This window comes from Clostridium celatum (genome assembly GCF_021412605.1).
GTDB lineage: Bacteria > Bacillota > Clostridia > Clostridiales > Clostridiaceae > Clostridium > Clostridium celatum.
The window spans coordinates 1-15,127 of sequence record NZ_JAJKGM010000014.1 but is presented as its reverse complement, the minus strand read 5'-3'; the positions used below and the strand labels follow the sequence as shown (position 1 = coordinate 15,127).

Annotated in this window: 9 protein-coding genes; 7 read left to right on the top strand and 2 right to left on the bottom strand. The window is 28.6% G+C overall.

Annotated features, from left to right (window positions below; genetic code table 11):
* Positions 1–50: 50 nt before the first annotated feature.
* The 5 genes from LPC13_RS07790 (at position 51) to LPC13_RS07770 (ending at position 8,698) form a co-directional block, all read left to right on the top strand.
* Positions 51–1,376: an MATE family efflux transporter gene (locus LPC13_RS07790; RefSeq protein ID WP_234088734.1), complete on the top strand. Its 1,326-nt coding sequence runs from the start codon at positions 51–53 to the stop codon at positions 1,374–1,376.
* Positions 1,360–3,657, top strand: coding sequence for a bifunctional glutamate--cysteine ligase GshA/glutathione synthetase GshB (gshAB, locus tag LPC13_RS07785; protein WP_005214417.1), 2,298 nt, complete (start codon positions 1,360–1,362; stop codon positions 3,655–3,657). Before LPC13_RS07790 ends, gshAB begins: the two co-directional genes overlap by 17 nt.
* A 167-nt stretch (positions 3,658–3,824) precedes the next feature.
* Positions 3,825–4,154 (top strand): phasin family protein, encoded by a 330-nt coding sequence (locus tag LPC13_RS07780; protein WP_005214415.1) that lies wholly within the window; start codon positions 3,825–3,827, stop codon positions 4,152–4,154.
* Between the two features lie 93 nt (positions 4,155–4,247).
* Entirely contained in the window at positions 4,248–5,849 is a 1,602-nt protein-coding gene (locus tag LPC13_RS07775) for an ABC1 kinase family protein (protein WP_005214413.1), read from the top strand.
* Positions 5,850–6,061: 212 nt separating this feature from the next.
* The gene (locus LPC13_RS07770; protein ID WP_195244331.1) at positions 6,062–8,698 is read left to right on the top strand and encodes a calcium-translocating P-type ATPase, PMCA-type; all 2,637 of its coding nucleotides are present in this window, start codon (positions 6,062–6,064) and stop codon (positions 8,696–8,698) included.
* A 59-nt stretch (positions 8,699–8,757) separates the two neighbouring features.
* On the opposite strand, the gene LPC13_RS07765 is transcribed toward LPC13_RS07770, so the two are convergent.
* Positions 8,758–9,969 (bottom strand): FprA family A-type flavoprotein, encoded by a 1,212-nt coding sequence (locus tag LPC13_RS07765; RefSeq protein ID WP_195244332.1) that lies wholly within the window; start codon positions 9,967–9,969, stop codon positions 8,758–8,760.
* Positions 9,970–10,102: 133 nt separating this feature from the next.
* Positions 10,103–10,501, bottom strand: a complete 399-nt coding sequence (locus tag LPC13_RS07760) for a winged helix-turn-helix transcriptional regulator (protein WP_005214400.1) — start codon at positions 10,499–10,501, stop codon at positions 10,103–10,105.
* Positions 10,502–10,822: 321 nt separating this feature from the next.
* Here LPC13_RS07760 and nifJ point away from each other — a divergent pair, with 321 nt between their 5' ends.
* Both nifJ and LPC13_RS07750 read left to right on the top strand, forming a co-directional pair.
* Positions 10,823–14,359 (top strand): pyruvate:ferredoxin (flavodoxin) oxidoreductase, encoded by a 3,537-nt coding sequence (gene nifJ / locus LPC13_RS07755; RefSeq protein WP_234088733.1) that lies wholly within the window; start codon positions 10,823–10,825, stop codon positions 14,357–14,359.
* Positions 14,360–14,483: 124 nt separating this feature from the next.
* Positions 14,484–15,074: a metallophosphoesterase gene (locus LPC13_RS07750; protein WP_234088732.1), complete on the top strand. Its 591-nt coding sequence runs from the start codon at positions 14,484–14,486 to the stop codon at positions 15,072–15,074.
* The last annotated feature ends 53 nt before the right edge of the window (positions 15,075–15,127 follow it).

Sequence of the window (15,127 nt, the reverse complement as noted above, 5' to 3'; positions counted from 1 at the left end):
TCCTATTATTTTATGTGGATTTTACTTTAAAATTAATTAATGGAGGAATAATGAAAAAAGTTGATTTAACACAAGGTAAGGTTGTTTCGGTTCTTACAGCTTTGGCTTTACCAATTATGGGAAGTTCATTGCTTCAATTTACATATAATCTAATAGACATGCTATGGGTTGGTGGTTTAGGAAGCAATGCAGTTGCAAGTATAGGGTCATCAAGTTTTTTTGTGGGATTAGGATATGCTATAAATTCACTAGTTGTTATAGGAACTGGAATTAAGGTATCTCATGAAATTGGCAAAAAAGAAAAAGTTGAAGTTAAAAAATATATAAATACAGGAATATTCATTAATTTAGTAATAGCTATATTGTATGCATTGATTTTAATTTTTTTAGGAAAAAATTTCATAAATTTTTTAAATATTAATAATCCCACTGTAGAAAGAGATGCGTATTATTATTTAGCACTAAATGGTCCAATATTATTCTTTTCTTTTTTTAATTTTTTATATTCTAGGATATTCGGAAGTTTTGGAAACAATAGTGAAACTCTGAAAATAAATGCTACTGGTATTATAATTAATATACTTTTAGATCCAATATTTATATATATATTAAAATTTGGAGTACTAGGAGCTGCGATAGCTACATTAATAGCAAATATAGCAATGTTTATTTTATATAAAATTAAATCAAATGGAATATTAAAGTATGATAAAAAGTTAGGAATAGATTTAAATAAATCTAAGGAAATAATAAGATTAGGATTTCCAATGGCATTTCAAAGAATTTTATTTACTCTTGTAAATATTATTTTAGCAAAGATTATAGCTATATTTGGTTCAGATGCTATAGCAGCTCAAAAGATAGGTCTTCAAATTGAATCTATAACATATATGGTTATTGGAGGATTAAATGGAGCTATATCAAGTTTTACTGGTCAAAACTTTGGAGCTAAAAAATTTGATAGAATAATAAAAGGTTATAATACAGCCCTATTAATTGGGATTACATACTCTATAATTATGTCAATTATATTTATATTTTTTAAAGCGCCAATTATAAGGCTATTTATAAGAGAAAAAGATACTATTGTAATTGCATATGGGTATTTACAAGCAGTTGCATTTTCTCAAGCATTTAGTACTGTAGAAATGGTATCTAATGGATTTTTTACTGGACTAGGAAAGCCTAAAATACCAGCTATTATAAGTATAGTTTTTACAGTACTTAGAATTCCAATGGCATTAGTATTAATGAAATATTTTAAAATAAACGGTATATGGTGGAGTATAGCAATATCAAGTATTTTAAAGGGGAGTGCAGCGTATTTAATATATGCAATAAAGGTAAGGAGAGACTTATATGTTAGAAAAGATTAAAAATTTATTTATATCAAATGAAATACTTAAAGGTAATTATGGTATAGAAAGAGAGACTTTAAGGGTTGATAATGATGGGAAGTTGGCTATGACATTACACTCTGAGGAGTTTGGAGATAAAGCAAATAATTCGTATATAACTACTGATTTTTCAGAAAGTCAAATAGAAGTTATAACACCAGCTTTTGATAATATAGAAGAAACCTATAATTTTACAAGGGCACTTTATGATATAGCTGCCATGGAGATTGGAGATGAGTATTTATGGCCACAGTCAATGCCATGTATAATACCAGAAGATGAGAAAATACCAGTTGCTAAGTATAGTGAAGATAATAAAGCATCAGAGGAGTATAGAGAAAATTTACTTAAAAAATATGGTGGTAAAAAGCAACTTATATCAGGAATTCATTATAACTTTTCTTTTGATGAAAATATAATTAAAAGGTTATATGAAAATAGCAATGAAAATCTTAGTTATAAGGAGTTTAAAAATAATATTTACTTAAAAGTTGCAAGAAATTATTTAAGATATAGATGGTTAATTGTTTATTTATTGGGAGCAGCACCAGTTGTACATGAAAGTTTTATAGATGGATGCAAATGTCCACTAAAAAAGGTTTCTAATGCTGGATATAGTAGTATAGGGGCTATATCTCATAGAAATGGTAAATGTGGATATAAGAATAAAATAGATCTATTTCCAAGCTATAATACTATAGGAGCATATTTAGAAAGCATAGCTAACTATATTGAAGATGGAATAATAGAAAGTCATAAGGAACTTTATAGTCAAGTTAGATTAAAGCCAAGTGATACAAAGAGTTTTACAACATCTTTACTTAATGACGGGATAAAATATTTAGAATATAGAAGTATAGATGTTAATCCTTTTGAAAAGGGTGGAATAGCATTAGATGATTTGAAATTCTTACAAATATTTAATATTTTCTTATTAGTTAAGGAGGAAAGTGATTATAAAAATTGGCAAGAAGAGGCATTAGAAAATCAACAAATAATTGCCATTAATGGATTAGAAGATGTTAACTTAAAAAGTGATGGTTTATTAAAAAGTAGAGAATCTTTAGGATTAGAAATATTAAATGAGATTATGTATATAAATAATGAACTATCTTTAGGTAAAGAAGATGTTATAAGCAATATGATAAAAAAAGTTAAAGATAGTAAGTTGACATATGCTTATAAAGTAACTAAATTAATTGAAGAAAATGGATATATTGAATCCTTTATTACTTTAGCTAATGAATATAAGAAAAATGCTTATAATAATAGATTTAAGCTTGAAGGCTATGAAGATTTAGAATTATCTACTCAAATATTAATGAAGGAAGCTATTAAAAGAGGAATTAATGTAAATATAGTTGATAGAAGTGAAAATTTTATTTCACTAAAAAAAGATAATAAAATTGAGTATGTTAAACAAGCGACTAAAACTTCAAAGGATACTTATGTGTCAGTTTTAATCATGGAAAATAAGACTGTTACAAAGAGGGTATTGGAAGAAAAGGGAGTAAAGGTACCAAATGGCTATGAGTTTAATAGTTTAGAAGAAGCAAAGCTTATGGCAAAAAATTATGTAAATAAACCTATTGTTATTAAACCTAAAAGTACTAATTTTGGAATAGGAATAAATATTTTCCCACAAGGTGCAACTTTAGAAGATATCATTCGAGCTTTTGAATTAGCGTTTAAACATGATAATACGGTGTTAATTGAGGAATTTATTAAGGGAAAAGAATATAGATTTTTAGTTATAGATGATAAAGTGGTTGGAATTCTTCATAGAGTGCCAGCAAATGTTATAGGTGATGGAGAAAAGTCTATAAGGGAATTAGTAGAAATCAAAAATCAAGATCCTTTAAGAGGTAAGGGATATGTAACACCACTTGAAAAAATAAATCTAGAGGAAAATGCTAAACTTTTCTTGAAACAGCAAGGGAAGGATTTTGATTATATACCATTACTTAACGAAGTTGTATACCTAAGAGAAAACTCTAATATAAGCACTGGTGGAGATAGTATAGATTACACTGATGATATACCAGAAAAATTTAAAGAAATTGCAGTTTTAGCTGCAAAAGCAGCTGGTGCTAAAATATGTGGTGTAGATATGATGCTTGAAGATTATAGAGATGAAAACACTAATTATGCAATAATAGAGTTGAATTTTAATCCTGCAATTCATATACACTCTTATCCATATAAAGGCAAAGAAAGAAAGATTGCAATAGAAGTATTGAAGTTATTAGAATTAATTTAATATAAACCACTATAAAAAGGCTAGTAAAAATTTTATTTACTAGCCTTTTTATTAGTAATTAAATATAAATAAAAGTAATAGAATTGAATAGCAACAATAAATATGAGTATAATTTCAATAAAATGGAATAATATCATTAATAGAATATAGTTAAAGGAGTTTTAAAAATGATGGATGAATTAAAAAAAGTTATGTTATTTGGAGTAGGGGCAGTTGCAACTACGTATGATAAGGCAGTAGATCTTATAGATGAATTGGTTAAGAAAGGGAAAATAACTGTAGAAGAGGGGAAAGAGTTAGGAGATGAATTAAAGAGAAGTTTTAAGGAAAAATCAGCGAAGCTTTCAAATAAAGATACATTGGGAAATACAAATAAAATTCATAAAGAAAATAGCGATATAAAAATAGATTCATATAATTACGTAACTAGAGATGAATATGAAATATTAAAGGCAAGGGTATATAGTTTAGAAAAACAACTTAATAATAAAGAATAGGAAGTAATTTTAAAATAATAATATAAGAAGAAGTATATTTTTAATATTTTGAAAGTAGCAACTTATAATTTATATAAAGAGGAAGGTTAAGATATGGGGAATTCTAATAATAGAGTAATGGAAATAATAAAGGTTTTTGCAAACTATGGATTTGAATATATAGTTGATAAAAAGAATAAAGAAGAAAAGAAATCCCCTATAAACCTTCGTAAAGCGTTTGAAGAATTAGGTCCAACTTTTATTAAAATAGGGCAAGTGTTGAGTACAAGACCAGATTTAATTAATGATATATATCTAAATGAATTATCAAAATTACAAGATGATGTTCCAAGTGAGAGTTTTGAAGAAATGAATAATGTTTTTTATAACGAATTCTCAAAAAATTTAGAGGATGTTTTTTTAAAGATAGATAAAAATCCATTAGCATCAGCTTCAATAGCACAAGTTTACAGCGGGATATTAAAAAATGGTAATAGAGTTGTAATAAAGATTCAGAGACCTAATATAAAAGAAAAGATGTATAAAGACTTTGAGATATTAATAGATTTAAGCGAAAAATTTAGATGGTTGCTTAAGGATACTATCATGGATCCTAAGGAGGCATTAATTGAAATAAAAAAGTCAACAGAAAGAGAATTGAATTTCAATTTAGAAGCCAATAATATAAAAAAATTTAAAGAACTAAATAAAGATATTTCATGTATTTATGCACCATATATTGTAGAGGAATTATCAAAAGAAAGAGTATTAACTTTAGAAAATATAAGTGGATTTAAAATAAATGATAGATATGCAATAGAAGCTTTAGGATATGATAAAGAGGATATCGCCAAAAAGCTAGCATTATCATATTTTAAGCAAATTCTTAAAGATGGATTTTTTCATGGTGATCCACATCCAGGTAATATACTAATTTCTGAAGGAAAAATATGTTTTATAGACTTTGGAATAGTTGGAGAGTTATCAAAAGAACTTAAAGATGGATTAAATAATGCAATAGATGGGTTAGCAAGTGAAGATATTAATAAAATTACAGATTTTATTATAGGAATAGCAATAAAATCAGGTAAAATAAATAGAAATAAGCTATATGAAGATATAAATTATATTTTTAAAAGTTATGTTTCTATGTCACTTAAAAATATAAAACTATCGTTATTACTTCAAGAAGTAATGGAAATTGCTAAGAATAATAATTTAAGATTACCAAGTGAATTTATATTACTTATTAGATGTATGATTATGGTAGAAGGAATAGTTGCAGAATTATCTCCTGAAACTAACATAATTACTTTAGTAATAACATATGTTAAGGATATTCATAAGCAATATTTACTTTCAAAGTTCAGTTTCGATGACATTTTATTTAAATCATATGGAATATCTAAAAATTTGATTAGAATGCCAGCTAAGATAATGGAATTAACGGATACTTTAGCAAGTGGAAGACTTAGCTTAAATGTTAAAGTTGATGAAACTAATAAATATATGAATAGTTTAAATAAGATGGTTAATAGATTAGCCTTTTCTTTAGTTGTAGGAGGTATGTTAATTGCATCATCTATCATTATAAATTCAAATCCAGAACCGAGAATTTATGGGGTATCGGTAATTGGAATAGGGGGATATTTTTTATCTGCTATATTTGGAATTTGGTTATTAATTTCAATAATTAGATCAGGAAGTCTTAAGTAATAATATTAAAGAATTTATTTTGAAGCTTATATAAAAATTTGAAATAAGAATGTTTAGTCATATTTAGTTTTAAATGTTGTGTAAATACAATGTTATAACTAAATATGACTATGTTTTTATAAAAACATAATTATTTAAAATTAATAGAAATAGGGATAAAAAGAAATACTATATCTAAGAAGAGTTAAACTAAAGAGTAAAGGGGTAATTATATGCTTTATAAGAAGGAGTATACTGATGTATTAAAAGAAGTAGATAGTAGTATTAATGGAATTTCGGAGGAGGAAGCTAAAAATAGATTAAATAAATATGGTTATAATGAACTTAAAGAAGGTGAAAAAACACCTATATGGAAGATGTTTTTAGAAAATTTTAAAGATCCATTAGTAATAATTTTACTTATTGCAGCTATAGTACAAATGTTTTTAGGTGAATTCGTTGAATCATTAATTATATTTGTTGTAGTAATTCTAAATGCAGTTTTAGGTGTTACTCAAACGAGAAAGGCGGAAAGTTCTTTAGATAGCTTAAAAAAATTATCATCACCTAATGCAAAGGTAATTAGAAATGGTAAAAAATCAACAATACCCGTTAAAGAATTAGTTGTTGGTGATATAGTATTTTTAGAAGCGGGAGATTATATACCAGCAGATGGAAGACTTATAGAAGCACAAACCTTAAAGGTAGTAGAGGGAATGCTTACAGGAGAAGCTGAAGCTGTTCTTAAGCATACAGATAGAATTGAAGAAGAAGTTGCTATTGGAGATCAAAGAAATATGGTCTTTAGCGGTGCAACTGTAGTTTATGGTAGAGGCACATTGGTAGTTACAGCTACAGGAATGAATACTGAAGTAGGAAAAGTAGCTACGCTTTTAGAAAGTGCAGGAAGTAAACAAACACCTCTTCAACAAAAATTAGACGACTTTGGCAAAAAATTAGGAATAATTATAATGATTCTCGCAGCAGTTATTTTTGGAATACAGGTAGTTAGAGGATATTTTGCAGGAAATAATTTTAAATCTCTAATATTTGATTCTTTTATGTTTGCTATAGCAGTTGCAGTTGCAGCTATACCAGAGGCATTATCATCAATAGTTACAATAGTACTTGCAGTTGGAACTAAAGATATGGCTAAAAGACAAGCAATTATTAGAAAGTTGCCTGCTGTTGAAACGTTGGGTTCTACAAGTGTAATTTGTACCGATAAAACAGGAACATTAACTCAAAATAAAATGACAGTTGTTGATTTTTATATGTATGGAGTTAATAAAGATGAGGTAATAGAAAATAGGGTTGATGGTGATACCAAGGAACAAGTAGAAGCCATAAATTTAGGTTCAACCTTATGTAATGATTCAGAAATAACAAATACAGGTAAGGAGATTGGTGATCCAACAGAAGTAGCATTACTTAGATTTGCAACTAAAAGAGGAATTGATTATAAAGAAATACGTGAAAAATATGATAGATTAAATGAAATTCCATTTGATTCAGATAGAAAGCTTATGTCTACAGTAAATGCTATAAATGGCAATGCAATTATGTTTACTAAAGGAGCACCAGATGTTGTTTTTGCACGTTCATCAAAGGCTTTAAATGATGGAGAAGAGATTAATATTACAGAAGAAATTAAGAATAAATATAGAGAAAAAAATGAAGAATTTTCAAATAAGGCATTAAGGGTCTTAGCTTTTGCTATAAAAGATGTTCCAGATGAAAATTTTGTTCCTTGTCTTGAAGATGAAGTAGATATGACATTAGTAGGTGTTATGGCAATGATAGATCCTCCAAGAGAACAAGTTTATGATGCAGTAAAAGAAGCTATTGGTGCTGGAATAAAAACAATAATGATTACTGGAGATCATAAAACTACAGCAGCAGCAATCGCTAAAGACATAGGTATAATGAAAGATGGTGATAAAGCATTAACTGGTAAAGAATTAGATGATTTAAGTGAATTAGAATTAGATAAAGAATTAGAACATATAAGTGTTTATGCAAGAGTATCTCCAGAAAATAAAATAAGAATAGTAAAGGCTTGGCAAAAGAAAGGTTGTATTACAGCTATGACTGGTGATGGAGTAAATGATGCGCCAGCACTTAAACAGGCTAATATAGGAATAGGTATGGGAAGTGGAACTGATGTAGCTAAAGATGCTTCAGCTATGATATTAACTGATGATAACTTTGCAACAATAGTTGCTGCCATTGAAGTTGGAAGAACTGTATATAGTAATATAAAAAAATCAATAACATATCTTTTTGCAGGAAATTTAGGAGCCATTATAGCAATAATTTTTGCTGTGTTTGTAAATTGGCCTAATCCATTTACTGCATTACAATTATTATTTATAAATCTTATTAATGATTCACTTCCTGCTATTGCTCTAGGTTTAGAAATGGCAGAACCTAATATAATGAAAGAAAAGCCTAGGGATGTAAATGAAGGTATACTTGCAGGTGGTACATGGCAAGCAGTCTTAGTTAGAGGTATTATTATAGGAGTTGTGGTAATATCATCACAATATATAGGGGATTTAATATCTCCTGAATTAGGTACATCTATGGCATTTTCAACAGTGACTTTAGCTAGAATATTTCAAACATTACCAGCAAGATCAGATTATATACCTATTTTAAAATTAGGGTTATTTAAAAATAAGTATGTTATAGGAGCAATAGGAATATGTTTATTGTTATATTGTGTTGTTCTTATACCAGGAGTAAGGGGAATATTTGCAATACCTAATACATTTGGATTATTGCAATTTGGAATATGTTTAGGTTTGGCATTACTTTCAGCATTAATAATGGATTTAATTAAGTTTATAATAAAAAATAGAAATTAATTAAAATATAAAATGAGCTGTTAATTTTAACAGCTCATTTTAATATATAATAATATATATTAATTTAAAACTTTTTTAGCAAAATCATAACCAAAGTTAAATGCTTTTTCAGATTCATCTTCACTAGGTTTAAATACTATTCCTAAAGGTTCAGAAACAACATTTAATTTAAGTTGTTTAAATCTCTCGTTTATATTCTTTAAAGCTTCACCACTCCAACCGTAAGAACCAAAACAGCTTGCTGGTAAACCTTTATGAATAACTGGGTTTACAGAAGCAAGTAAAGTATAGATTTGAGGTAGAGCATCACATAGTAAAGTAGGAGAACCAACTAATAATCCGCTACATTCATTAATATCAGCAGCGACCTTACTTAAGTCAGCGTCAACTAAGTTATACATAAGTACATCTACATTATCGTTAGCAGCTTCAATTCCTCTCTTGATATCATTAGCTATAATTTCTGTATAACCATAAGCAGTTACGTACGGAATAACTATGCTAGGTTTTTCTCTTTTAACTTCAACACACCAATCTCTATATAAATCCATATATTTATCTATATTTGATTTATCTAAAACAAGACCGTGACCAGGACAAATATAGCTTAAGTTTAAGTCCTTAATTTTATCTAAAGCTTTTAATACAAATGGTTTGAATGGTCCCATTATCATTCTAAAGTAGTAATTATATGCTTCTACATAATCATCTTCTTTTGATTCTGGTAAAGAACTCTTTAATATGCATGGATCACTATAATGAGCTCCAAAAGAATCACAAGTAACAAGTGTTTCGTCTTCAATTACATAAGTATACATTGTATCAGGCCAGTGTAATTGAGGAACACTTATAAATTTAAGAGTTTTATTACCTAATGATAAAGTTTCACCATCTTTAACAGCCTTGCTTTTGAATGGTCTGTTAATTATATTGCTAAGATATTTAATTGCAAGAGTACTACCTACAACTGTTGCATTAGGTGCATAATCAAGAATTTTAGCTACTGATCCAGCATGGTCTGGTTCAGTATGATTAACTACTACGTAAGTAATATCTTCTGGATTTACTACATTACGTACTTTATCTAAATGTTCATCAAAGAATTTTTCTTTTACTGTTTCAAATAATGCAATACCTTCAGTACCTTTTAAAATATAAGAATTATAAGATGTACCAAACTTTGTTTCCATAATGATATCAAAAATTCTTAAGTTAGGGTCAAGGGCACCAACCCAAAATAAATCATCAGTTATTTTAAATGAGTTCACCATATTAAAAAAATCTCCTTCAAGAAAAATATTTAAAATACTTTATATAAATAATTATAATTTATTAATAACTATTGTCAATAAACAAGTTAAAATAAAAACAAACTAAGGATTTTTTAGCTTGTTTTAGGTTTTACTAATTATGATAAGAATATTCTATTCCGTATTTATACATAGCTTCTAAAAGAGGAACTATTTTTTTTCCTATATCAGTTAATCCATATTCAACATGAGGTGGAACTTCAGCATAGATTTTTCTATAAATTAATTTATCCTCTTCTAAACTACGAAGTTGATTAGTTAACATTTTTTGAGTAGTATTAGGTAATTTTCTTTTTAAATCACTAAATCTTAAAGGACCACTACTTAAATACCATAATATTAGTATTTTCCATTTTCCAGAGATTATTTTTTGAAAAATAATCATTGGGCATGTTTCATATTTAGCACAACGATGTTTTATATGACATTGGCTATGAAATGATAGGGAATCATCTAGCACACATTCTTTATTAAGTAAAAGTTCTGTTTTCATAAAGGGATATCTCCTTATATTATCTTATGTAGTTTAAGTTATTATTTAGTATTTTATTATTATAATACCATAGTATCAAAAAAGATACCATAGTATCAAAAAAGATACTATATATAAAAAAAGTGCCTACTTGTATATATGATATATAGAGGGTAAAATTTAAAGCGTTAGTTGACATTGTAAATATTTAAGATATTAATTAATATATAGTATTAAAAAATATAAAGAAAAATACTAGAAAAAATAAAAGTAAGTATTATAATAGTTACTATAAGATAATTATTATTATTTAAAACTTATGAGGAAAGAAGGTAAATTATCATGGCAAAGAAAATGATGACTATAGATGGTAATACTGCTGCAGCTCACGTAGCATATGCGTTTACAGATGTAGCTGCAATTTATCCAATTACTCCATCTACTACAATGGCAGAAGTTGTTGATGAATGGTCAGCACAAGGAAGAAAAAATATTTTTGGACAAACTGTTAGTGTTGTAGAAATGCAATCAGAAGCAGGGGCTGCTGGTACATTCCACGGTTCACTTCAAGCTGGAGCATTAACTACTACATTTACAGCATCACAAGGGTTATTACTTATGTTACCAAACATGTATAAGGTAGCAGGAGAATTATTACCAGGTGTATTCCATGTAAGTGCTAGAGCTTTAGCTTCTCAAGCATTATCAATATTTGGAGATCACCAAGATGTAATGTCTGCAAGAATGACAGGATGTGTAATGCTTGCTGCTGGTTCAGTTCAAGAAGTAGCAGATTTAGCACCAGTATCTCACCTTTCTGCTATTAAAGGAAGATTACCTTTTATAAACTTCTTTGATGGATTTAGAACATCACATGAAATTCAAAAAGTAGAAGTTTTAGATTATGAAGATTATGCAGAAATGATTGATAGAGAAGCATTAAAAGAATTTAGAAATAGAGCATTAACTCCAAACAATCCAGTTACAAGAGGTACTGCTCAAAATTCAGATATATACTTCCAAACTAGAGAAGCTTCAAATAAGTTCTACAATAACATAATCCCAATAGTTGAAGAGTACATGGGAGAAATGAGTAAGAGAACAGGAAGAAACTATGGATTATTCAATTATTACGGAGCAGAAGATGCTAAAGAAATAATTGTTGCTATGGGTTCTGTTACAGAAGCAATTGAAGAAACAATTGATGAATTAAATGCGAGAGGAGAAAAGTACGGATTAGTTAAAGTACACTTATTCAGACCATTCTCAGTAGAGCATTTATTAAAGGTTATACCACAAACAGTAGAAAAGATTTGTGTAATTGATAGAACTAAGGAACCAGGATCAAATGGTGAACCATTATACTTAGATGTATGTTCAGCATTCTATGGAAAAGAAAATGCACCTAAGATAGTTGGTGGACGTTATGGATTAGCATCAAAAGACGTTACTCCATCAGATATTAAAGCTGTATTTGATAACTTAAAGAAAGAAGATTCTAAAAACTTCTTTACAGTTGGTATCGAAGATGATGTTACTTTCACTTCAATTCCAGTAGAAGATGAATTAAGAATTTCTACACCAGGAACAGTTAGATGTAAGTTCTGGGGATTAGGTTCAGATGGTACTGTTGGTGCTAATAAGCAAGCTATAAAGATTATCGGTGAAAATACGGATAAATACGTACAAGCTTATTTTGCATATGACTCAAAGAAATCAGGTGGAGCTACTATGTCTCACTTAAGATTTGGAGATACACCAATAAGATCAACTTACCTTATTGATGAAGCTGATTATATAGGATGCCATGTACAAGCTTATGTAAATCAATATGATTTATTAAAAGGACTTAAAAAAGGTGGAAACTTCGTATTAAATACTATTTGGAACGAAGAAGAATTAGATAGAAAATTACCAGCTAGAATGAAAAAATACATAGCTGAAAATGAAGTAAACTTCTATACTGTTAATGCAACTAAGTTAGCATCTGAAATTGGATTAGGTAGAAGAATTAATATGATAATGCAATCTGCATTCTTTAAATTGGCAGAAATTATCCCAGAGGAAGAGGCTAAAGAATACTTAAAAGCTTCTATTAAGAAGGCATATGGCAAGAAAGGTGATAAGGTTGTTAACATGAATTACGAAGCTGTTGAGGCTGGTATGAATTCATTAGTTAAAGTTAATGTACCTGAATCATGGAAAACTGCTGTTGATGCACCAAAAGTAGAAACTAAAGAAGTTACAGATTTTGTTAAGAATATAATGCAACCAATGAATGCTTTAGAAGGGGACAAATTACCTGTAAGTGCATTCAATGGAATGGAAGATGGTACATTCCCAGCAGGAACTGCAGCATATGAAAAAAGAGGTGTTGCAACAGATGTTCCAGAATGGAATATGTCAAAATGTATTCAATGTAACCAATGTGCTTTTGTATGCCCACATGCTTGTATTAGACCAGTTCTAGTAAATGATGAGGAATTAGCTAAGGCACCAGAAGGATTTGAAGTTAAAAAGGCTACAGGTAAAACTTTAGCAGGATTACACTATAGAATTCAAGTAAGTACATTAGATTGTACTGGATGTAATAACTGTGTTGACATTTGTCCAGCACCAGGTAAAGCGTTAGAAATGAAGCCACTTGGAACTCAAGTAGAAAAAGAAGTTGCAAATTGGGACTTTGCGGTATCAAAAGAAGTATCAAACAAAGAACATTTAACTGCAGGTAAAACAGTTAAAGATAGTCAATTTAAACAACCACTTATAGAGTTCTCAGGAGCATGTGCTGGTTGTGGTGAAACTCCATATATTAAGTTAGTTACTCAATTATTTGGTGATAGAATGATGATTGCTAATGCAACAGGATGTTCATCTATATGGGGAGGTTCAGCGCCATCAACACCATATACTAAGAACCATGAAGGTAAAGGTCCAGCTTGGGCAAATTCATTATTTGAAGATAATGCTGAATTTGGATATGGTATGTTCTTAGCAGCAGAACAAATGAGAAAGAAAATAGCTTCAAATATGGAACAATTAATTTCTATGGATATAGCAGAAGAATATAAAACAGTATTTACTAACTGGTTAGGAAATATGAATAATGGAGAAATGTCTAAGGTTTATTCAAGAGAAGTTGAAGCTATATTAGAAAATAATAATATTACAAATGAAGAAGCAAAAGCTTTAATTGAAGAAATTAAAGAAAGAGCTGATTACTTAGTTAAGAGATCTCAATGGATCCTTGGAGGAGACGGTTGGGCTTACGATATCGGATACGGTGGACTTGATCATGTATTAGCATCTGGACAAGACGTAAATGTATTAGTATTTGATACAGAAATTTACTCAAATACAGGGGGACAATCTTCTAAATCAACTCCAGTAGCAGCTATGGCAAAACTTGCAGCTTCTGGTAAGAAGACTAAGAAAAAAGATTTAGGAAGAATGATGATGTCTTATGGAAATGTTTATGTAGCACAAGTTGCTATAGGAGCAGATAAGAATCAAGTTGTTAAGGCTATGCTTGAAGCAGAAGCTCACAATGGACCATCAATCATTATTGCATATGCAACTTGTATCAGCCATGGATTAAAGAAGGGAATGGGATTCTCTATAAGAAACATGGATGAAGCAGTTAAGGCTGGATACTGGCATCTATATAGATTCAATCCAGAATTAAAAGAGCAAGGAAAGAACCCATTAAGCTTAGACTCTAAAGAACCACAAGGAAGCTTCAGAGACTTCATAATGGATCAAGTAAGATATTCAGCAATAGCTAAACAATTCCCAGAACAAGCGGAAGAGTTATTCCAAATGGCTGAAGAACATGCTAGACAAAAATATGCTGATTTAAAGAAATTAGCTGAACAATAATATAAGATATTAAGAGAGTTATTCTTAAATGACGAATATATCATTTAAGATAACTCTCTTTTTAATTGCAAGGTTATAATTAATGAGATAAAATTATTTAAAGAATATATATAGGAGTATATTTATGATAGGAGTAATTTCAATAGCTGCATTAGCATATGGATTTTTTTATTTTGAAAATAATTGTATAGATACTAGTAAAATAAAAATAAATTGCAATATAAAAAATAGTATAAGAATGGTACAAATTTCTGATTTACATAGCAAAGAGTTTGGTAAAAATAACAAAAGGTTATATAAAAGTATTTTATCAAATAATCCAGATTTTGTAGTAGCCACAGGTGATATAATAGATTCTAATATGAAGAATATAGATAAAATAGTTAGATTTTTAGGAGATTTAAACAAATATACAGCGGTTTTTTATATACCAGGTAATAATGAAATGAGATGTGAAGCATTAGAAGAGATAATTTATAAATTGAAAAAAGAAAAAATATATGTATTAGAAAATGAAATAATATCTATTGATATCCATAATGAGAAGATTAATATTTTAGGATTAGTTGAAGAAAGAATTGATAGAGGAGAATTTATTAATCATAAAGCAAAGAGTAAGTATATTTATAAAGATACTCATAAGCTTTTTAAAGAATTAGATAATAAAAATGGATTAAAAATAGTATTGTCAGGGAGAGTAGATAGATTTGTGTAAAAAACAAATCTATCTACTCTTTTTTGTATGATTAGTTGGTAGATTTGGAATAA

What these genes read in the sequence shown, in the direction of transcription:
- gshAB (WP_005214417.1), top strand. Translation starts at nt 1,360, where the DNA reads ATGTTAGAAAAGATTAAAAATTTATTTATATCAAATGAAATACTTAAA.
- LPC13_RS07775 (WP_005214413.1), top strand. Translation starts at nt 4,248, where the DNA reads ATGGGGAATTCTAATAATAGAGTAATGGAAATAATAAAGGTTTTTGCA.
- LPC13_RS07750 (WP_234088732.1), top strand. Translation starts at nt 14,484, where the DNA reads ATGATAGGAGTAATTTCAATAGCTGCATTAGCATATGGATTTTTTTAT.
- LPC13_RS07780 (WP_005214415.1), top strand. Translation starts at nt 3,825, where the DNA reads ATGATGGATGAATTAAAAAAAGTTATGTTATTTGGAGTAGGGGCAGTT.
- LPC13_RS07770 (WP_195244331.1), top strand. Translation starts at nt 6,062, where the DNA reads ATGCTTTATAAGAAGGAGTATACTGATGTATTAAAAGAAGTAGATAGT.
- LPC13_RS07790 (WP_234088734.1), top strand. Translation starts at nt 51, where the DNA reads ATGAAAAAAGTTGATTTAACACAAGGTAAGGTTGTTTCGGTTCTTACA.
- nifJ (WP_234088733.1), top strand. Translation starts at nt 10,823, where the DNA reads ATGGCAAAGAAAATGATGACTATAGATGGTAATACTGCTGCAGCTCAC.
- LPC13_RS07765 (WP_195244332.1), bottom strand. Translation starts at nt 9,969, where the DNA reads ATGGTGAACTCATTTAAAATAACTGATGATTTATTTTGGGTTGGTGCC.
- LPC13_RS07760 (WP_005214400.1), bottom strand. Translation starts at nt 10,501, where the DNA reads ATGAAAACAGAACTTTTACTTAATAAAGAATGTGTGCTAGATGATTCC.